Annotated in this window: 16 protein-coding genes; 3 read left to right on the forward strand and 13 right to left on the reverse strand. The window is 67.6% G+C overall.

What is annotated here, in order from left to right; all coding sequences use genetic code 11:
- The first annotated feature begins 222 nt into the window (after positions 1-222).
- Genes AL072_RS28985 through AL072_RS28995 form a run of 3 tightly spaced genes read left to right on the forward strand, consistent with a single transcriptional unit; the run spans position 223 to position 3162 of the window.
- Positions 223-900, forward strand: coding sequence for a chemotaxis protein CheX (locus AL072_RS28985; protein WP_245637075.1), 678 nt, complete (start codon positions 223-225; stop codon positions 898-900).
- A complete protein-coding gene (locus AL072_RS28990) occupies positions 881-2764 on the forward strand; it encodes a sensor histidine kinase (RefSeq protein ID WP_045584971.1) in 1884 nt (627 codons plus the stop codon). The genes AL072_RS28985 and AL072_RS28990 overlap by 20 nt, the downstream gene beginning before the upstream one ends.
- Positions 2761-3162, forward strand: a complete 402-nt coding sequence (locus AL072_RS28995; RefSeq protein WP_045584972.1) for a response regulator — start codon at positions 2761-2763, stop codon at positions 3160-3162. The genes AL072_RS28990 and AL072_RS28995 overlap by 4 nt, the downstream gene beginning before the upstream one ends.
- 39 nt (positions 3163-3201) lie before the next feature.
- On the opposite strand, the gene AL072_RS29000 is transcribed toward AL072_RS28995, so the two are convergent.
- From AL072_RS29000 to gloB, 13 genes are all read right to left on the reverse strand, one after another.
- On the reverse strand, positions 3202-3855 hold the full coding sequence (locus AL072_RS29000) for a hypothetical protein (RefSeq protein WP_045584973.1): 654 nt from the start codon (positions 3853-3855) through the stop codon (positions 3202-3204).
- A 242-nt stretch (positions 3856-4097) separates the two neighbouring features.
- A complete protein-coding gene (locus tag AL072_RS29005) occupies positions 4098-6197 on the reverse strand; it encodes a YgiQ family radical SAM protein (RefSeq protein WP_045584974.1) in 2100 nt (699 codons plus the stop codon).
- A gap of 174 nt (positions 6198-6371) precedes the next feature.
- Positions 6372-7610, reverse strand: coding sequence for a TCR/Tet family MFS transporter (locus AL072_RS29010; protein WP_045584975.1), 1239 nt, complete (start codon positions 7608-7610; stop codon positions 6372-6374).
- Between the two features lie 152 nt (positions 7611-7762).
- Positions 7763-8338 (reverse strand): TMEM175 family protein, encoded by a 576-nt coding sequence (locus AL072_RS29015; RefSeq protein ID WP_045584976.1) that lies wholly within the window; start codon positions 8336-8338, stop codon positions 7763-7765.
- Positions 8339-8404: 66 nt separating this feature from the next.
- On the reverse strand, positions 8405-9136 hold the full coding sequence (locus AL072_RS29020; RefSeq protein ID WP_045584977.1) for a YoaK family protein: 732 nt from the start codon (positions 9134-9136) through the stop codon (positions 8405-8407).
- A 238-nt stretch (positions 9137-9374) separates the two neighbouring features.
- Positions 9375-10718: an ISNCY family transposase gene (locus AL072_RS29025; RefSeq protein WP_045583921.1), complete on the reverse strand. Its 1344-nt coding sequence runs from the start codon at positions 10716-10718 to the stop codon at positions 9375-9377.
- Between the two features lie 451 nt (positions 10719-11169).
- Complete coding sequence (pstB, locus tag AL072_RS29030) at positions 11170-12033, reverse strand: phosphate ABC transporter ATP-binding protein PstB (protein WP_200909981.1); 864 nt, start codon at positions 12031-12033, stop codon at positions 11170-11172.
- A 2-nt stretch (positions 12034-12035) separates the two neighbouring features.
- Positions 12036-12917, reverse strand: coding sequence for a phosphate ABC transporter permease PstA (gene pstA / locus AL072_RS29035; protein ID WP_200909982.1), 882 nt, complete (start codon positions 12915-12917; stop codon positions 12036-12038).
- 5 nt (positions 12918-12922) lie between these two features.
- Complete coding sequence (gene pstC, locus AL072_RS29040) at positions 12923-13906, reverse strand: phosphate ABC transporter permease subunit PstC (protein WP_045584978.1); 984 nt, start codon at positions 13904-13906, stop codon at positions 12923-12925.
- 110 nt (positions 13907-14016) lie between these two features.
- Entirely contained in the window at positions 14017-15084 is a 1068-nt protein-coding gene (gene pstS, locus AL072_RS29045) for a phosphate ABC transporter substrate-binding protein PstS (RefSeq protein ID WP_045584979.1), read from the reverse strand.
- A 186-nt stretch (positions 15085-15270) separates the two neighbouring features.
- Positions 15271-17868 (reverse strand): methyl-accepting chemotaxis protein, encoded by a 2598-nt coding sequence (locus AL072_RS36085; RefSeq protein ID WP_281178716.1) that lies wholly within the window; start codon positions 17866-17868, stop codon positions 15271-15273.
- Positions 17869-18200: 332 nt separating this feature from the next.
- Positions 18201-18806: a glutathione S-transferase N-terminal domain-containing protein gene (locus tag AL072_RS29055; protein WP_200909983.1), complete on the reverse strand. Its 606-nt coding sequence runs from the start codon at positions 18804-18806 to the stop codon at positions 18201-18203.
- 84 nt (positions 18807-18890) lie between these two features.
- Positions 18891-19658 (reverse strand): hydroxyacylglutathione hydrolase, encoded by a 768-nt coding sequence (gloB, locus tag AL072_RS29060; protein ID WP_045584981.1) that lies wholly within the window; start codon positions 19656-19658, stop codon positions 18891-18893.
- Position 19659 lies beyond the last annotated feature (1 nt).

Below are 19659 nucleotides of genomic sequence, written 5' to 3' on the forward strand. Positions count from 1 at the left end.
GGCAATTTTGCGCAAACGGACCAAGGGCTTGGGCGCGTTTTCAGGCAGGATGCATGAACCGGCGGATGGTTGGGCTGACCATTGTGGGAAGAGAACGGCTATATCGGCTATGGCGTGGCGACCTTAACATATGACATTGACGGGGGTGCCCTTTTGGCCGTCGATGGGCCACATTCGGAGTGCGACCGCCGGGCGGCGCCGGTTGGGAAACCGAGACCAGGAATGAACGGGCGCCGAGACATGGTGGAACTGACCGACCTGGAGCGCGACGCGCTGACCGAGTTGGTGAACATGGGGGTCGGCCGCGCCGCAACCCATCTCAGCCGCATGGTCAGCGATCAGGTCCTGCTGTCCGTCCCGACCGTCGACATCGTCAGCCGGCAGGAGGCGTCGGCCTTTCTGAGCGCACGCGAGCGCAGCGGCCTGGTCGCGGTGGAACAGCAGTTCCGCGGTTCCTTCGACGGGCGCGCCATGCTGATCTTTCCGGAAGCCAACAGCTTGGAACTGGCCCGCGCGGTCCTGGGCGGCGACCTGACGCTGGCGGAGATCGTCGACCTGGAACAGGACGCCCTGGCGGAGATCGGCAACATCATCCTGAACGGCTGCCTCGTCATCGTCGCCAACGCACTGCGGGACCGGCTGACGATCTCGCTGCCGGCGGTGCTGCGCGGCGACGGCGCCAATATCCTGAAGGACAAGACCGGGAACAGCGACGAACTGGTGCTATTCCTTTATATAGACTTCACGATCCGCAGCCGCAGCATCCGCGGTTACATCGCCTTGCTGATGGGGGTGTCGTCGCTGGAAGCGCTGAAACAGCTGATCCATGCCTTCATCGAGGGCATCGCATCCGAAGACCCCACATCCGCCGGAATGCCCAATGGCTCCCACATTGCCTGATCAACCCACGTGGGCCCTGGATGTCCTGGGGGCGCTGGATGCCGGCATCCTGCTGCTGGACCGCCATTGCCGGGTGCTCTACTGGAACGGCTGGATGGAGCAGGCCTCCACACTGCCGGCCCGCGAGCTGCTGGGGCACGATCTGTTCGACGCGCTGCCGAACCTGCGCGAATCGCGGCTGCACAGCGCGGTGCGCGACACGCTGGCCACCGGGGCGCCCGGCGTCCTGTCGCATACGCTGAACCCGATGCTGTTCCCGCTGCGCCTGCCCGACGGCCGGCGGATGGTCCACAATGTGCTGATCCGCCCGCTGCCGTCGCAGCCGCACTCCCATGGCGGCGACGCACGCTGCCTGATCCAGGTGACCGACGTCACCGCGTCGGTGAACCGCGAGCGCGTTCTGCGCGAACAGCGCGACGCACGCTACCGTGCCATCGTCGACACCGCTCCCGACGCCATCGTCACCACCGACACCCGCGGCATGGTGCAGTGGATGAACGGCACCGCCACCCGCCAGTTCGACTACCGGCCCGACGAGCTGATCGGCCACAGCGTGCGCGTCCTGCTGGGCGACGATGCGCCGGACTGGATCGCCATGGCCGAAGGCAGCGGCCCGGGCAGCCCCTGCGGCCTGGATATCGCCGCCCGTCCGGTGGAGCTGTCCGGACGGCGGCGCGACGGCAGCGCCATCGACCTGGAATTGTCGATGGCGCGCTGGGAATCGGAAGGGCGCAGCTTCATCACCGGCATCCTGCGCGACATCACCGAGCGCCGCCGCGCCCGCGAGGAACTGCGGGCCAGCGCGCTCGCCATGCGGCAGCTGGCCGAACAGACCAAGGCGACGCTCGACGCGCTGCCGGCCTTCATCGCCGTGCTCGACCGCTCCGGCCACATCGTCTCGGTCAACCGCGCCTGGGCGGAAGCCGGGCCGGAACCCAGCTTCCTCGGCCAGGGCTGCATCGTCGGCGACGACTATCTCCGGCATTGCGGACGGGGCGAGACCGTCGATCCGCGCGCCGACACCGTGATGGACGGCCTGCGCACATTGCTGAGGGATGGCGGCCCGCCGGTGTCGGCGGAGTATGTCACCAACAGCCAGCGCTGGTTCCGCTGCCTCGCCGCCCCGATGCCGGCGGGCCCCTTCGGCGGCACGGTGCTGATGCACATCGACGTGACCGAGATCAAGTCGATGGAGGCGGCGCTGCGCAAGCTGGTCGGCCAGAAATCGACCCTGCTGCGCGAGGTCAACCATCGCGTCAAGAACAGCCTGCAACTGGTGTCCAGCCTGCTGACGCTGCAGACCCTCAGCCTGCCGGACGAGCGGGTGCGGGTGCATTTCCAGGACGCCCGCAGCCGGATCGAGGCGATCGCCCGCGTCCACAACCGGCTCTACCAGGCCGACCAGTTCCAGACCATCGAGTTCGGCACCTACCTGAACGAGCTGTGCGAGGATCTTGCCCGCGCGTCGGGCGGCGGCGACATGTGCGACATCGCCGTGCGGTCCGAGGTGGTCGACCTGCCGATCGACCATGCCGCCCCGCTGGGCCTGATCGCCAACGAGCTGATCACCAACGCGGTGAAGCACCGCGGCGACGCGCCGGCCAAGGTGACGGTGACCTTCCGGCGCGAGAGGGACCGGCTGGCCCTGACCGTCGCCGACCGCGGCCCCGGCCTGCCGTCCAACTTCGACATCCGCAAGAGCCGCAGCCTGGGGATGCGGCTGATCTCCAGCCTGGCCGGACAGATCCGGGCCAGCGTGGACATCGACACCACTCCGAAGGGAACCGTTTTCCGGATCGAGCTGCCGGTGCCCGACGCGGTGCCGCTGCTGGAATCCTCAGCAGCCGAGGAGTTCGGCGGATGAGGATCCTGCTGGTGGAGGACGAGGTGCTGATCGCGCTGGAACAGCAGCTCTACCTGGAGACCGTCGGCCATGACGTGGTCGGCCCGGCGGTGACCGCGGCGGAGGCCGTGGCGTTCGCTGCCGACGGCAAGCCCGATCTGGCGCTGGTCGACGTTCATCTCGGCATGGGGTCGAACGGCATCGACGCCGCCCGGCAGTTGACGGCGATGGGCGTGCCCTGCCTGTTCATCACCTCCTTCCGCGACGAGTTGAAGAAGGGGGGGCCGCTCACCGGTATCGGCTGCCTGCCCAAGCCCTTCACCCAGAGCGGCCTGCTCGCCGCCGTCGACGCCGCCCGCGCCATCCTGGCCGGCGAGACGCCACGCAACGTGCCGCAGACGATGGAGTTGTTCGTGTGACGGCCTGATCGTCCGGAAGGCGTGAGCCGATGCGGAATCCTACAGGAGACGGCGCACGGATTGGATGTCGAAGGTCCCACCGCCATCAGTCGTGATGATCTGCGCCCAGATCTGCCACTGGCCGTTGACACGCGCGCCGACGACGGTCGACTGTCCTGTGCCGCCTTGCGTCAGGCGGTAGTCATTGCGCATGTAGCGTCCGGCATAGCCGGCCAGCGACTGCAACATCGCCCCGTTATCGGTGCCGCCGTTCGCGTCCTGAATGTTGTGGTGGGCAACCCGGACGATGCCGTTTCCGGCGCTCCAGCCGAAGGAGCAGCCATTCATCATGGCATTGAAGAACAGGGTGGCATTGGCCCCGATGGACAGCGAATAGCCGCTGTCGACGTTCCACGGCAGGAAATAGGCCGTCCCGTCGCCATTGTTGTGCGGCCTGACCTGATACATGCTGCCATTGGTATGCCAGCCATAGAGGTATCCGCGATACCGGACGTTCACGGCATCGACATGCTCGACCCGGAAATGATGGGGCCGGTGGGCGCCGACACCGACTGTCGCCCCGCCATAGCGTTGATTCCAGTCACCGACGCTCATGCCGTCCGGCATGAAGAACGTGACGACATTTTGCCTCAGGAATGCCCCCGGATCATTGCCGAGGGGCTGCGCAATCACGTTGGCTTGAACAACCGGCATGGTGTCCTCGTGCTGACCTTGGCAGGACTGGAATCGCGAACCCGCGTGTGGAACGCGGAGCCTTCTCCTCGAAGGTGGTACAGAGGCATTCCAGTTGTGGAAAGACCATCTTTTTCCCCCTCAATTCATTTTCCACTTGACGGCCGGCAGCCAAGGAAACGGGCATGCGGCTCCGGTCAAGACGGTCAGGTCTCGACGGATCTGCCGCAAGCACATCATGGAAGATGACGGGGTGGCGCCGGTCAGCGCCCCTTGGACGGAGTACCCTTGGACGGCGCAACCTTGGATGAGGTCTGGCGCGGCCTCTGCCCGACCGGCGGCACCATCCGCCGCCCCTGGCCGGCCTGCTGGGTCAGGAAGCTCTTGCCCTTCGCCGCCTGTTCGCGCGGCTTGGCCGTCGCCCCCACCGGCTGCCAGGCCGGGATCAGCTGTTCCTCGCCCGGCCCGATCAGGTCTTCACGGCCCAGCCGTTTCAGCGCCTCGCGCAGGATCGGCCAGTTCTCCGGATCGTGGTAGCGCAGGAAGGCCTTGTGCAGGCGGCGCTGCTTCAGCCCCTTGGCCGAGGACACGGTCTCCGACCCGACGCGGCGGACCGGACGCAGGGGATTGCGCTCGCTGTGGTACATGGCGGTCGCAAGCGACATCGGCGAGGGCAGGAAGGTCTGCACCTGATCGGCCTTGAAGCCGTTCCGCTTCAGCCACAGGGCGAGGTTCATCATGTCCTCGTCTGTGGTGCCGGGATGGGCGGCGATGAAGTAGGGGATCAGGTAGAGCTTCTTCCCGGCCTCCTTCGCCGCCTTGTCGAACATCCGCTTGAAGTCGTCGTAGGCGCCCATGCCGGGCTTCATCATCTTGGCCAGCGGTCCCGGCTCGGTGTGCTCGGGCGCGATCTTCAGGTAGCCGCCGACATGGTGGGTCACCAGCTCCTTGACATATTCCGGGTTGCGGACGGCGAGGTCGTAGCGCAGGCCGGACGCGATGTGGATCTTCTTCACCCCCGGCACCGCGCGGGCCTTGCGGTAGAGCTGGACCAGCGAGGAATGGTCGGTGTCCAGGTTCTTGCAGATGTCGGGGAAGACGCAGGACGGCCGGCGGCAGACCGCTTCCGTCTCCTTGTCCTTGCAGGCGAGCCGGTACATGTTGGCGGTCGGCCCGCCCATGTCGGAGATGACGCCGGTGAAGCCCTTGGTCTTATCGCGGATAAGCTCGATCTCGCGCAGGATGGAGCCTTCCGACCGGCTCTGGATGATGCGGCCCTCATGCTCGGTGATCGAGCAGAAGGAACAGCCGCCGAAGCAGCCGCGCATGATGTTGACGGAAAAGCGGATCATCTCCCACGCCGGGATGCGCGCGTCGCCATAGGACGGGTGGGGCGCACGGGCGTAGGACAGGTCGTAGACGCCGTCCATCTCGTTGGTTTCCAGCGGGATCGGCGGCGGGTTCAGCCAGACGTCGCGGTCGCCGTGGCGCTGGACCAGCGCGCGGGCGTTGCCGGGGTTGCTCTCCTGGTGCAGGACGCGGCTGGCATGGGCGTAGAGCACCTTGTCGGCCGTCACCTGCTCATAGCTCGGCAACCGCACCACCATGCGGTCGGCCCCGGCGGCCCGCGGCGACACCGTCACCGACGGGTCGTCGATCGAGCTGCTGTCGACCACCGTCCAACCCTCCGGCAGGCTGGAACGCATGATGGCGGTGCCGCGGATGTCGGTCATCGCCCTGGGCGATTCCCCCTTCAGCGCGCGCTGGGCGATCTCGATGATGGCGCGCTCGGCATTGCCGTAGACCAGCAGGTCGGCCTTGGCGTCGGCCAGGACCGAGCGGCGGATCTTCTCGCTCCAATGGTCATACTGGGCGATGCGGCGCAGGCTCGCCTCGATGCCGCCCAGCAGGATGGGAACATCCTTGTACGCCTCGCGGCAGCGCTGGGAATAGACGATGACGGCGCGGTCCGGCCGCTTGCCGCCCTCGTCGTTCGGCGTGTAGCTGTCGTTGTGGCGCAGGCGGCGGTCGGCCGTGTAGTGGTTGACCATCGAATCCATGTTGCCGCCGGTCACGCCCCAGAACAGCCGCGGCTTGCCCAGCACCTTGAACGGCTCGGCGCTGCTCCAGTCCGGCTGGGCGATGATGCCGACCTTCAGCCCCTGCGATTCCAGCAGGCGGCCGATGATCGCCATGCCGAAGCTGGGATGGTCGACATAGGCGTCGCCGGTGACGATGATGACGTCGCACTGGTCCCAGCCCAGCCGGTCCATCTCCGCGCGCGACATCGGCAGGAAGGGCGCCGCCTTCGGGCGCACGCTCCGGTCGGGGCGGTGGGCGAACAGGTTGGGGGCCGCGAGCATCGCGTTCTCCGGGGCTCTTGAATCGGTGCGGGTGGACAAGCCGACACTCTTAGCGCGTCGGCCGGCAAATTCCCACCGCTGATAACGCAGCGGAGCAATGGGACATTGCGCGGGGGCGTGACGCAGCAATGTGGGACGCCCCCGCGCGGACGCAAGGGCAGGGTCAGGCAGACCTCAGGCCGCGACGCTTTCCGCCCGGCCGTTGCGCCGCGCCACCGCCCAGCCGATCAGCGCCCCGGCCAGCAGCACCAGCGCCGCGATCACGAAGGGTGTTCCCGGATGCGGAAACAGCGGATCCGTCCCGACCGACGCGGAATAGACCGACCCGAAGAAGACCGGCGACAGAATGCCGGCGACGCTCGCCACGCTCATGCTGGCGCCCTGCAACTGGCCCTGTTCGGACGGCGAGACCCGCTGCGTCATCAGCGACTGGATGGTCGGCATCGCCAGCCCCCACAGCGCATTCGGCAGGATGGCGAGCGCGAACCAGTGCCCGTCCGGCGCCAGCCCCATGCAGCCCAGCCCGACGGCGCCGGCGAACAGGCCGAGGACCAGCGTGGCCCGGTCGCCCAGCCTCTTCACGACGTGCGGCACCAGCAGCCCCTGCACCGCCATGTCGAGCGCACCGACCATCGCCAGCAGCAGTCCGACGTCCCAGGCGCTCCAGCCGAAGCGATGCGCGGCGTAGAGGACGAAGACGGCGGAAAAGACGTGGTGGGAGAAGTGCAGCAGGAAATTGACCAGCGCCAGCCCCGACAGCTCGGGATGCGAGCGCAGCAACCGCAGCGCACCGAACGGATTGGCCCGCCGCCAGGAGAAGGCCATGCGGTTCACCGGCGCCAGCGATTCCGGCAGGACGACGACGCCGTAGAGGAAGGTCAGGCCGCTCAGCGCTCCCGCGGCCCAGAAGGGGGCCCGCGGCGACAGCTCGCCCAGCAGGCCGCCCAGCAGCGGGCCGGCGATGAAACCGGCGCTGAAGGCCGCCCCGACCATGCCGTAGGCCTGCGCCCGCCGTTCCGGCGGAGTCACGTCGGCCATATAGGCGAAGACGGTGGTGAAACTGGAGGAGGTGATGCCGGCGACCGCCCGGCCGACCACCAGCCACCACAGGCCGGGCGCAAGGGCCATCAGCACGTAGTCCGCCGCCAGCCCCAGGGCCGACAGCAGGATGACCGGCCGCCGCCCGAACCGGTCCGACAGCGACCCGATCACCGGCGACGAGAAGAACTGCATCAGCGCCCACAGCGCGATCAGCGCGCCGTTGATGGTGCCCGCCCGTGCGTCGGAGCCGGAGAATTCCTCGATCAGCGCCGGCAGCACCGGAATGACGATGCCCATCGCCACGACGTCGAGCGCGGCGGTGACGAGGATGAAGGCCATGGCGGCCTTGCGCGGCCGAAGGACGGGAGACATCGAAGAGCCTTGGGGAAAACCGGAAAAGGAAGGGAAGGGCGCCGCCGCAAGAAAGGCGGGCCGGCACCGGAAGTGCATGCACCATAGGCGAACGCGCCGGAAATTCCAATTGGAAAATTTCCGATATCGGATGCTTTCGGGCCTTTCGCCCGTCACTCCTCCAGGGCGCGCTCGATCCGGCGGTCCGGCACCAGCCACAGCAGGATCACCAGCATGTAGAGCAGGATCGCCAGCCATTGGACCACGAAGGCCAGCGGGATGGCCAAGGCATAGAGCGCCAGGCTGATCTTGCCCTTCAGGTCGGTTCCGACCGCCCGCGCGACGGTGGATTCATGGCCGCCGCAGGCGATGATCGCGCGTTCGGTCAGGTTGTACCCGATGGCCGCCATGCCGAGGACGACGCCATAGGCCGCCGTCGCCACCGGCGAGAAGGCGCTCGCATCGAGCCAGCGGATGACGAAGGGAACCAGCGACAACCAGAACAGCAGGAACAGGTTGGCCCACAGCACCCGCCCGTCGATGCGGGTGGTTGCCTGCAACAGATGGTGATGGTTGTTCCAGTAGAGCCCGACATTGACGAAGGACAGCACATAGGCCAGCAGGATCGGCACGCGCTCCGCCAGGGCGGCGAGGCTGCCGCCCTCCGGCACCTTCAACTCAAGCACCATGATGGTGATGACGATCGCCACCACCCCGTCGGTGAAGGCTTCGAGCCGGCCAGCCTTCATTGTCCGATCTCCAGTCGCAGGGCGGGGGACGGCTTCACCGGTCGTCGCGGGGCCTTCCTGCCAACCTCAGCCGGCCGCTGCCGGCTCGGCCGACACCGGATGCAGCGCGCAGAGCGCGGTGCCGGCCAGAACCAGCGCACCGACGACGGCCAGGGGCAGGGCCAGCCCGCTCTGCATCACCATGACGGCACCGACGGCTGCCCCGAGGAAGATCGCCGCCACGCTCGCCATCCGGCGCCGCGCATTGGTGTTTCCACCGCCGGCGAAGCTGGAATCGGCAGCCAGCCCGGTCAGGGTCAGGGTCAGCACCGTCGTGGTCAGGTCGGGAACCTTCAATTGCCGGACCGTGGCGTTGCGAAAGCCCATGGCGAAGCCGGTCAGGGCGATGATCGCATAGAGGCCGGAAGCGGGCGCCTGCGCGTCGATGTCGAAGCCGGTGGCGACGACGGCGGCGATCCAGAACAGCGACGTCTCGAACAGGGCCGCGGCGAGCAGCCAATGCCGCATCGGCCGGCCGGCGAATCTCCTGCCGATCCGGCCGGCGACCAGGGCTCCGCCCAGGAAGGACAGCAGCGCGGCCACCGCCGGCAAGACCCGGAAGCCGGGCGTGCCGGCGGCGGCGAAGCCGAGGAAGACGACGTTGCCGGTCATGTTGGCGGTGAAGACCTTGCCCAGCCCGAGGACGCTGATGGCGTCGACCAGTCCGGTCGTGACCGACAGCAGCAACAGGAGCCAGGGCAGGGGCGAAGGCAGCGGCGAAGGCAGGGGCGAGTTGCCGGATACGGCCGGTGCGGACATGGCTGTCGTTTCCCACTGCTTGCCTCGGGTCGGACGGCACTATCGGCCCTCGCCGTGGCTGCGGTCTTGTCGCTTCACGACGGGCTTGGCAAATTCTGCACATGTCGCCGAACCTGCACATACACGAATGTTGCAACCGAATTGAACTGTCAGTGTTCGGCGCAAAGTAGGACTGTCAGTGCTGGGTGTGGCCCGGGCCGCGGAGCCGGAGGCGGAGCGGCCCGGGCCACACCCAGCACTATTCGACGGCTTTCGCCTCGATATGTTTGTCCACGAAGCTTTTGCGCCCCCGCTTTCCCGCGCCGGTCTTGCGATAGCCGAGCTTCTCACTGTTGCTCTTCACCCGAGGCGGCGACTGACTGTCCTGGATCTCCTTGACCTGGGCCAATACCGCGCTCAGCCGCTTGTTCTCCACGATGTCGGCATGCAGGACCCGCTGGTCCTTGTCGAACGCCTGGTAGGACAGCGCCGCTCCCTTCCACCGCAGTTCAAGGCGGCCATCGGCAAAGGCATAGGTGTCGACATACTGGCCGACCAACCCCTCGGTCAGGTCCGTCACATCCAGCATGATCCGCTTGCGTTCGTACGACAGCGTCAGTTGCTGCCCGACATGGCGCTGCTCACGCCAGCACAGGATCTCGCGCAAGCGATCCGGCGTTACCGTCAGCGGCCGGTGCCCATCGTCCGGCCGGGCAGGGGGAACGGCAAAACGGGCGTTGAAGCGCTCGATGAAACCCGGCAGAAAAGCGTTGCCCGCTTCGATGCCGGTGATGCCGGCCAACCTCAACTCCTTCACCAGCCGGTCCTGCAGCGTCCGGTTCACCCGCTCGACTCGGCCCTTCGCTTGGCTGGAGTTGGCGCACAGGATCTCGATGGTCAGTTCCGCCAACGCCCGTCCGAACTGCGTCATGCCCTGACCGCCCTTGGCCTCGCTCTGCGACACCCGGAACACCGAATGCTTGTCCGAGTAGAAGGCCAGAGGGCGGCCATGCGCCGCCAGATAGCCCTCCAGCGCCGCGAAGTAGGAAAAGGCGCTCTCCGACGCGACAAAGCGCAACTGCATCAGCCGCCCCGTCGCATCGTCGATGAACACCAGCAGCGTGCAGGGATCGCCACGCTCCTCGAACCAACGGTGCTCGCTGCCGTCGATCTGCACCAACTCGCCAAGCCGCTCCCGGCGCAGACGGGGAGGGTGGAACTGCCGCCGCTGGCGGCGCGACAGCCACAGACCAGTCTCCGCCATCCATTGCCGCAGCGTCTCGCGCGACACCGTCAGCCCGTGCCGATCCGCCAGCATCTCCGCCGCCAAGGTCGGACCGAAATCCCGGTAATGGGTGCGGACAAGCTCCAACGCCCGTTCGCGGAGTTCGCTGTCCAAGCGGCGGTTCGAGGGACGCCCGCGGCCCCGATGAGCAAGCGCACCGCCGCCGCCCGATTTGTACCGGGCCAGCAGCCGCCAAACCTGCCGTTCGCTCAAGCCAAGACACGAGGACGCCGAGGCGACGCTGCGCTGACCGTTCACGATCTCGCCCAAAACCTCAACGCGCTGAAGCTCCCGCTCGCTCATCGAAACCCAGCCCATCGACAGCCTCCCAGGCGTTTGACATCCGACTGGGAACTGACATTTCTAGTTTGCCACAGACTGACATTCTAACTTTGCGCCTACACACGAAAAAACACATAAGCTCTGTTATGGAAATTGAATGACCTGACGGATCAGGGCGTCTTTCGGCGGAAGAATGCCCCGGTTTAACAAGGAAACATCACCTCGTTCCTGCCGGCCGGCTCCCGAGTGACGGCAATGAACGTCCCAGTCCCGGCCCCCAAAATCAAGCGCGGACGTTCCCGGCTCCAACCGAAGGTCGTCGGCAAGCCATCATCGTGGGACCGACTCCCGGACATGACTGCAGCGGCGGCAGGCCGGATTATTCAAGACTGACGGGACCACGCCTCGACGGGGCGGGCCTGCAACGACAAAGGGGCCGCCAATCCCGTGGCGACCCCTCCTCCGGCCTGACGGCCCGCCCGAACCCTCAGCCGAACCGGCCAGTGATGTATTCGGAGGTCTTTTCCTTGGTCGGGTTGGTGAAGATCTCTTCCGTGTTCCCGAACTCGATCAGCTCGCCCAGATACATGAAGGCGGTGAAGTTGGAGATGCGGGCCGCCTGCTGCATGTTGTGGGTGACGATGGCGATGCAGTAGTCGGAGCGCAGCTCGTCCACCAGCTCCTCGCACTTGGCGGTGGAGATCGGGTCGAGCGCCGAGGTCGGCTCGTCCAGCAGCAGGACCGACGGCTTGACCGCGATGGCGCGGGCGATGCACAGGCGCTGCTGCTGGCCGCCGGACAGGCTCATTCCGTTCTGGCGCAGCTTGTCCTTCACCTCGTCCCACAGCGCGGCGCGGCGCAGCGAGAATTCCACCCGCTCGTCCATGTCGGCGCGGGACAGCTTCTCGTACAGCTTCACGCCGAAGGCGATGTTGTCGTAGATCGACATCGGGAAGGGAGTCGGCTTCTGGAACACCATGCCGACGCGGGCGCGCAGCAGGTTCAGGTCCTGCTTGGGCGACAGGATGTTGACGCCGTCGAGCAGAACCTCGCCGGTCGCGACCTGCTTGGGATAGAGGTCGTACATCCGGTTCAGGATGCGCAGCAGGGTCGACTTGCCGCAGCCCGACGGGCCGATGAAGGCGGTGACCTGACGGTCGTAAAGCGGCAGCGTGATGTCCTTCAGCGCGCGGTAGCCGTCGTAGAAGAAGTCCAGGTTGCGGACGGTGAACTTCTCGGGCAGGCCGGCTCCGGCGATCGGGCGTTCGGCACCGGCTCCGGCGACCATGCCGGGGGGCATCCTGTGGCTGCCGTGGGCGGGGCTGTTGGCGTCCATGTGGGTCATCGTCATGGTTACTTTCTCGTCGTGCCGAGACCGGCCAGCAGCCGGGCGCCGATGTTGAGGAGCAGGATGGCGACCGTGATCAGCAGCGCGCCGCCCCAGGCAAGCTGGCGCCAATCCTCATAGGGCGACATCGCGTATTGGAAGATGACCACCGGCAGGTTGGCCATCGGCGCATTCATGTCCGCGCTCCAGAACTGGTTGTTCAGCGCGGTGAACAGCAGGGGCGCGGTCTCGCCGCTGATGCGGGCGATGGCGAGCAGGACGCCGGTGATCATGCCGTTGCGGGCCGCGCGGTAGGCGACCATGGTGATCATCTTCCATTGCGGCGCGCCGAGCGCGGCTGCCGCTTCGCGCAGGCTGTTGGGCACCAGCTTCAGCATGTCCTCGGTCGTGCGGACCACGACCGGGATGACGATGACCGCCAGCGCCATGGCGCCCGCCCAGGCCGAGAAATGGCCCATGCGGATGACCATCACCTCGTACACGAACAGTCCGACCATGATCGACGGCGCGCTCAGCAGAACGTCGTTGATGAAGCGTACCACCTCGGCCAGCTTGCTGCCGCGGCCGAACTCGGCGAGGTAGGTGCCGGCCATGATGCCGATCGGCGTGCCGACCAATGTGGCGACCGTGGTCATGACGATGCTGCCGAAGATGGCGTTCAGCAGACCGCCCTCGCCGCCCGGCGGCGGCGTGTTCTCGGTGAACAGGCTGAGGTTGATGGCCGACAGCCCGTTGAAGAGCAGCGTCCACAGGATGGCGACCAGCCAGAACAGGCCGAAGCCGGCGGCCCCGAGCGCCAGGGAGAGGGCCACCTTGTTGACGATGCGGCGTCGGTGATACAGCCCACCGACGGGGGCGGCCATTGTCGCGGAATTGGACATGCTCATGGGCCTCAGACTCCGGCCTTGCGCTGCAGGCGCAGCAGCATCAGCTTGGCGATCGACAGCACGGCGAAGGTGATCAGGAACAGGATCAGGCCCAGCGCCACCAGCGACGCGGTATAGACGTCGCCGACCGCCTCGGTGAATTCGTTGGCGATGGAGGCCGAGATCGTCGTGCCCGGCGCCATGATCGAGGAGCTGATGCGGTGCGCGTTGCCGATGACGAAGGTCACCGCCATCGTCTCGCCCAGTGCGCGGCCCAGCCCCAGCATGACGCCGCCCATGACGCCGGTGCGGGTGTAGGGCAGCACCACGTTCCACACCACCTCCCAGGTGGTCGCGCCCAGCCCATAGGCCGATTCGCGCACCATCGGCGGCACCGTCTCGAAGACGTCGCGGGTGATGGAGGTGATGAAGGGCAGCACCATGATGCCCAGGATCAGCCCGGCGGTCAGGATGCCGATGCCATAGGGCGGGCCCGTGAACAGGTTGCCGATGCCGGGCACCTGGCCCACCGTGGCGATCAGGAAGGGCTGGATCGTCGACTGCATGAAGGGGGCGAAGACGAACAGGCCCCAGATGCCGTAGATGATGCTGGGAATGCCGGCGAGCAGCTCGATGGCGACGCCGAGCGGGCGCTTCAGCCAGGCCGGGCACATCTCGGTGATGAACAGCGCGATGCCGAAGCTGACCGGAATGCCGACGGCCATCGCGATGATGGAGGTCATCAGCGTGCCGTAGATCGGGGCGAGCGCGCCGAATTCTTCGGTCACCGGGTTCCAGACCTCGTTGGTCGCGAAACCGAAACCGAAGACGCGCAGCGCGGGCAGCGCGCCGTCGATCAGCGATACCGTGACGCCACCGAGGATCAGCAGGACGACCAGGGCGAAAAATAGCGTGGCGTTGCGGAAGGCCGCGTCCTGCAGGCGCTGGCGGCGGGCCCGTCGTGTGGTGGAGGCGTGTTCGTCGGTCAAGGCTAGCGCGATCTCGGTCATGGCCGCTCCGTGAGACGTGCGGCGGGAACGGCGAATTCCGTTCCCGCCGGCGGATCAGACCACCGGATGCGCCGGCTGTGCACCGGCGCGTCCGGGGTGGGGTGGCCGGCTTACTTGGCCGAAGCGGTCCAGATCGGCTTGCCTTCGACCTGGATGCTCTGCGACCAGGTCTTCTCGACCATCTCGATCACCGACGCCGGCATCGGGACGTAATCGAGGTCGGTGGCCATCTTGGCCCCGCTCTTGTAGGCCCAATCGAAGAACTTCAGGGCTTCGGCCGAGATGGCCGGATCCTGCGGGTTCTTGTACATCAGGATGAAGCTGGCGCCGGTGATCGGCCAGCTCTCGGCACCCGGCTCGTCGGTCAGCAGGACGTAGTAGCCCTTGGCGTTGGCCCAGTCGGCGTTCGCCGCGGCGGCCTGGAAGGCTTCGATCTTCGGCTCGACGATCTTGCCGTCCTTGTTCTGCAGGCCGAGGTGGGTGATGTTGTTCTGCTTGGCGTAGGCGTATTCGACGTAGCCGACCGAGCCGTCCGTCTGCTTGACCATGTTGGCCACGCCCTCATTGCCCTTGGCGCCGATGCCGGCCGGCCACTGGACCGAGGTGTTGGCGCCGATCTGGGTCTTGAACTTCGGGCTGGTCTTCGACAGGTAGTCGGTGAACAGGAAGTTGGTGCCCGACCCGTCCGAGCGGTAGATCGGAGCGATGGCGGTGTTCGGGAGGTTGACGTTCGGGTTCAGCGCCTTGATCTGGGCGTCGTTCCACTTGGTCACTTCGCCCATGTAGATGTTGGCGAGCACCGTGCCCGACAGCTTGATCTCGCCGCCCTTGACGCCCTTCAGGTTCACCACCGGAACGACGCCGCCCATGATCATAGGGAACTGGATCAGACCGGCCTGCTCCAGCTCTTCCGGCTTCAGCGGCATGTCCGAAGCGCCGAAGGTGACCGTCTTGGCCTTGATCTGCTTGATGCCGCCGCCCGAACCGATCGACTGGTAGTTCAGGCCGGTGCCCGTCTCCTTCTTGTAGGCGTCGGCCCACTTGGCATAGATCGGATAGGGGAAGGTGGCGCCGGCGCCGGAGATGTCGGCGGCCGAGGCGACCGACAGCGGGGCGGCCGACACGGACAGGACGGCCAGGGCACCGAAGGCGGCGCAGCGAACGAACGCCGAGGTCATGGTTTTCACGGCTAAACTCCCGATAGGTTTGGACGGTGTCGTTGGGATCGAGGAAAGCCCGGCCTTGGCCGGACATCGGTACCCGCCTTCTTCGTCGCGGTGACCATAGCCGCGGCCAGTGACGGGTTTGTTTTGTTTACGTGTCAGTTTTATGAAACCAACCCGTGCTTGCCCCTGACCGCCCGCTCATCGCGCGGCCCGGATTTCCTGGAGGAACAGATGCACCGACGAGCCGAGGCTGGTCGCCTCGTGCGACAGGCTTTCGGCAACCTGCAGCACGTCGCCGGCCTGGGCGCGCACCTTGGCCGCGGCCTCCGACAGGCCGGCGACATGGTCGGATGCCGCCTGGGTGCCGACCGCGACGCGGTGCGAGCTGTCGACGATGCTCGCCGTGATGGTCGCCTGTTCCTCGATCGCCGCGGCGATGGCCGAGGCGTTGGATTCGATGCGCTGGACGCTGCCGGTCATGGTCGCCACCACCTCCACGGTCTGGCGGCTGGCCGACTGGGTCGCGGCGATCTGGCGGGCGATCTCGGCGGTGGCCTGGGCGGTCTGGCCGGCCAGCGCCTTGACCTCGCCCGCCACGACGGCGAATCCCCTGCCGGCCTCCCCCGCCCTGGCGGCCTCGATGGTCGCGTTCAGCGCCAGAAGGTTGGTCTGGCCGGCGATCTCGTCGATCAGCCCGACGACGGTGCCGATCTCGCCCGCCGTGCTCGACAGCTCGGCGACGGTGGCCTTGACCTGCTCCGCCCCGGCGGCGGTATCGCCGATGATGCGGGCCGATTCGCCGGTACGCTTGCTGATCTCGGCGATCGACTGCGAGATCTCCGAGGCGGCGGTCGCCACCTGCTGGATCCCGGCGGCCATCTCGCCCGACAGCTCCATCGCCGCGTCGGCGCGGTCGTTGGCGTTGGCGGCGATGTCGGTCAGCGAGCGGGCACGTGCCGCCATCACGCGGGCGGCCTCCGCCAGCGTCTCGACGCTGCTCAGCACGTTGCGCTCGAACTGGTCGGCGATCTCCAGCATGCTGGTGCGGCGGGCGGAGGCCGCGTTGCGCCGCTCGATCTCGACCCGCTCGTGCGCCTCCTCCATCGCGCGGGCATTGGCGATGAAGACGTCCAGCGCCAGCCCCATGTCGGTGATCTCGTCGTTGCCGCCCGCCTTGTGGTCGACCATCAGGTCGCCGCCGGCGACCCGGCGCATGGCGGCGGCCAGCGTTTCCATCCGGCCGACGACGCGGCGCCCGACATAGAGGGTGACGATCATCCCGGCCAGCAGCACGCCGGCGGTCGCCAGCAGGATCTGCACCTCGTTGGTGCGCTCCAGCGCGTCATGGGCGGCGGTCGCTCCTGCCGCGGTCGCCTGCTCGGCCGACTGGACCAGCCCGTCGACCATGGCGGTCAGGGCGGCGCCGGTGCTGCGGTTGCTGTCGATCAGCCCGGCATTGTCGGCATAGGCCTTCAGCTCGCCGCCGCGCAGCGCCAGGATGCCGTCGTCGCCGAAGCCCAGCGCCAGCAGCCGGTCCGACAGCCGGCGGACCTCGCCGCCCAGATCGTTCCCCGACTCCTGCAGCGTGTTGCGGATGGTCGCCGCCAGCGGGTCCAGCGTGCGCCGCGCCGCGGCCAGCCGGGCCGGGGTCTCGGCGTTGCCGGCCTCGGCCAGCTTGCCGGCCAGCAGGTTGGCGTCGGCCATCAGGCCGCTCAGCACGGTGTAGCGGTGCTGTGCCGCCGGGACCATGTTGGTCGACAGATCCTGCATCCGCTCGGCGATGGCGTTGCCCGCCTCGGCGATGCGGCCGCGCGAGTTCAGCATCAGCGGCAGCATGCGGGCGTTGGCGTCGCTGTCGAGCCGGACGATGTCGTCGACGCTGGCCGCCAGCGAGGCCGACAGCTTGGCGGCCTCGGCGTCGGGAATGCCGGGGGTGAGATGGCGGACGCGGCGCATGTAGACGCTGCGGTCGCCGTCGCCGAAGGTGGAAAGCTCGTTGATCGCCGCGACCACCGGGGCCGCCGCCTCGCTCTTGGCCAGCGGGCGCAGGGCGCCCTGCACGTCGGACAGCGCGGAGTCGAAGTCGGTGGAGAGCGACATCACCTTGGACCGGTCGGTCTCGAAGGCACCGATCAGCAGCGACTTGGTCAGCGCCGCCGCGGCGCCGCGCAACTGGAACAGCGGGATCACCGTCTGTCCCAGCTCGCCACCGATCACCGCGGAGGATTGCGAGGTCGTCTCCACCATCGCCGAGATCGCCTGGGCCAGCTGTTCGCGCGAGGCCTGCATGTCCGGCTTCAGCGCCGCCAGCAGCCGGGCATGGGCGTCGCTCAGCTCCGCCAGCCGGGTGCTGCGCTGTTCCTGCAGGCTCAGCCGCCGGCCGGTCGCCGCCTGCAGCGCGTCGATGCTGCCGAGCAGCGAGCGCGCGGTACCCGTCAGCTCCCCGATGCGGGCCGCATCGCCCTGGCCGACCGACAGCCGGGCAAGCTGGCCGTCCAGCATGCCGCGCTGCGCCTCCACCGCGCCGCGCAGCCGGACCAGATCCTCGTCGGAGGACGCGGCGTCGATCAGCGGCCCCAATGCCAGCACGCGGGCGGTGGTTGTGGCCAGCCCGTGCGCGGCGCTCAGAACCGGCACCTGGGTTCCGGTGATGTCGGCGACATGGCCCCTGACCGCACCGTAGGACATCCAGCCGACCACCGCCGCGATGCAGGGCAGCGCAGCCACGGTGCCGAAGGCGATCAGCATTTTCGACTTGATGCCGGACCGCCGGCGCGGGTCGATGCGGTCTGCCATGTGGGCCACCCGTGGCTTGGAGGTTGTCCGTGCCGCGCCCGCGGTTCTCCGCAAGCCGGCCGAGCCCATGGGTAGCCCCTCTGTTTGGATGTTTGAGTGACGGTTCGGTGAAGTTTTCGCTACGCACAATCGAAAGATCGCTGCGCACTACAGATCCGATTGGATCGGTCCTGGTCACGAACTGGAAGCGCGACAGTCATGGTGAATCGGATATGAACATTGGATGCACGCAAAAGCGGCGCCCGTCATTGCCGGGCGCCGCATTATTACGCATCCCAAGGCTGGACTGTCCGTTCCGTCGCCTGGATCATCCCGGTGTTACACGACTTGAATTACGCCGGCGGCGCGGTCCGCAGCAGGCTGTCGCGGCCGGCCTGCCCGGCAAACCAGGCGGCGAGCGCCGGCCTGCCCTCGCGCCAATCCTCATGCCCGAAGCGGAGGTCGAGATAGCCGAGCGCCGCCAGCACCGCCAGCGTGCCGATGCTGTCCTCCCCCTCCAGCAACGCCGCCTCCGCCTCCAACAGGTCAAGCGACCGGGCGACCGCCTTGCGCTGCCGCTCCATCCAGCCGGCCGATTTCTCGCCGTCGGGGCGGTTGGCTTCCAGCCGGCGCAGGATCGCCGCGTCGCAGATGCCGTCGGCAATGGCCTGGAGGCGCAGCGCCGTCCAGCGTGCCGGGCAGGCAGGCGGGAACAGCGGCGCCCGGTCCCCCAGGCTGTCGAGATATTCGGCGACCACCGGGCTGTCGAACAGGGTCGTCCCATCCTCCAGGGTCAGCGCCGGAACCTTGCCGAGCGGGTTGTCCGCCGTCAGGTCGGTGTCGACCGACCAGGGATCGGTCGACACCCGCTCCACCCGGTCCTCCAGCCCGCGTTCGATCACGACCATCATCACCTTGCGCACATAGGGCGAGGTGGGGCTCCAGCGCAGCGTCAGCATCGGCGTTCCTTCCACGGTGATCCTGTCCCGGGCGAAGCCTAGACCGCGATCCGGCGGATGGTCCAGAGGCACGTCCGGCAGCCCTCACCCGCGGAAATGGTCCTTGCGCCGGCGCAATTCGGCAAAGACCTCCACCGCCGGGGCGCCGGCCATGCCGACCGCGGCCTGGACGCCGGGGTCGTCGGCGCGCAGGAAGGGATTGGTGCGGCGCTCCATCCCGATGCTGGTGGGGATTGTCGGCTGGTTGCGGTCGCGCAGTTCGGCAACCTCCTCCATCCGCCGGTGCAGCGCGGCGTTGCCGGGGTCGACGGTCAGGGCGAATCGGCCGTTGGACAGGGTGTATTCATGGCCGCAATAGACACGGGTCTGATCGGCCAGTGCCCGCAGTTCCTGCAGCGATCCCCACATCTGGGCCGGCGTTCCCTCGAACAGCCGGCCGCAGCCGAGCGAGAACAGGGTGTCGCCGCAGAACAGCGAGTCCGCCGCCTCGAACCAGAAGGCGATATGGCCGCTGGTGTGGCCGGGAACGGCGAGGACACGGGCGGTCTGGCCGCCGAACAGGGTGCGGTCGCCGTCGCCCAGCATCACGTCCAGGCCGGGGATGCGGTGGGCGTCGGCGCGGGCGCCGACCACGCTGGCGCCGTAGCGCTCCTTCAGCTCCCCGGCGCCGCCGATATGGTCGTCATGGTGGTGGGTGAGGAAGATGTGGGTCAGCGACCAGCCGCGCCGCTCCAATTCGGCCCGTACCGGCGCCGCGTCGCCGGGATCGACCACGCCGACCTTGCCGGATGCCGCATCGCGCAGCACATAGATGTAGTTGTCGGCGAAAGCCGGAACGAGAATGACCTCCACG

The sequence above is a fragment of the Azospirillum thiophilum genome (assembly GCF_001305595.1).
Classification (GTDB): Bacteria; Pseudomonadota; Alphaproteobacteria; order Azospirillales; family Azospirillaceae; genus Azospirillum; species Azospirillum thiophilum.

Excerpts from the sequence above, each read along its gene's own strand:
- pstC (WP_045584978.1), bottom strand. The coding sequence starts at position 13,906 with ATGACCGAGATCGCGCTAGCCTTGACCGACGAACACGCCTCCACCACA.
- AL072_RS29055 (WP_200909983.1), bottom strand. The coding sequence starts at position 18,806 with ATGCTGACGCTGCGCTGGAGCCCCACCTCGCCCTATGTGCGCAAGGTG.
- AL072_RS28990 (WP_045584971.1), top strand. The coding sequence starts at position 881 with ATGGCTCCCACATTGCCTGATCAACCCACGTGGGCCCTGGATGTCCTG.
- pstB (WP_200909981.1), bottom strand. The coding sequence starts at position 12,033 with ATGACGATGACCCACATGGACGCCAACAGCCCCGCCCACGGCAGCCAC.
- pstS (WP_045584979.1), bottom strand. The coding sequence starts at position 15,084 with ATGACCTCGGCGTTCGTTCGCTGCGCCGCCTTCGGTGCCCTGGCCGTC.
- AL072_RS29000 (WP_045584973.1), bottom strand. The coding sequence starts at position 3,855 with ATGCCGGTTGTTCAAGCCAACGTGATTGCGCAGCCCCTCGGCAATGAT.
- AL072_RS29025 (WP_045583921.1), bottom strand. The coding sequence starts at position 10,718 with ATGGGCTGGGTTTCGATGAGCGAGCGGGAGCTTCAGCGCGTTGAGGTT.
- AL072_RS28995 (WP_045584972.1), top strand. The coding sequence starts at position 2,761 with ATGAGGATCCTGCTGGTGGAGGACGAGGTGCTGATCGCGCTGGAACAG.
- AL072_RS29010 (WP_045584975.1), bottom strand. The coding sequence starts at position 7,610 with ATGTCTCCCGTCCTTCGGCCGCGCAAGGCCGCCATGGCCTTCATCCTC.
- pstA (WP_200909982.1), bottom strand. The coding sequence starts at position 12,917 with ATGAGCATGTCCAATTCCGCGACAATGGCCGCCCCCGTCGGTGGGCTG.
- AL072_RS29005 (WP_045584974.1), bottom strand. The coding sequence starts at position 6,197 with ATGCTCGCGGCCCCCAACCTGTTCGCCCACCGCCCCGACCGGAGCGTG.
- AL072_RS28985 (WP_245637075.1), top strand. The coding sequence starts at position 223 with ATGAACGGGCGCCGAGACATGGTGGAACTGACCGACCTGGAGCGCGAC.
- AL072_RS36085 (WP_281178716.1), bottom strand. The coding sequence starts at position 17,868 with ATGGCAGACCGCATCGACCCGCGCCGGCGGTCCGGCATCAAGTCGAAA.
- AL072_RS29020 (WP_045584977.1), bottom strand. The coding sequence starts at position 9,136 with ATGTCCGCACCGGCCGTATCCGGCAACTCGCCCCTGCCTTCGCCGCTG.
- AL072_RS29015 (WP_045584976.1), bottom strand. The coding sequence starts at position 8,338 with ATGAAGGCTGGCCGGCTCGAAGCCTTCACCGACGGGGTGGTGGCGATC.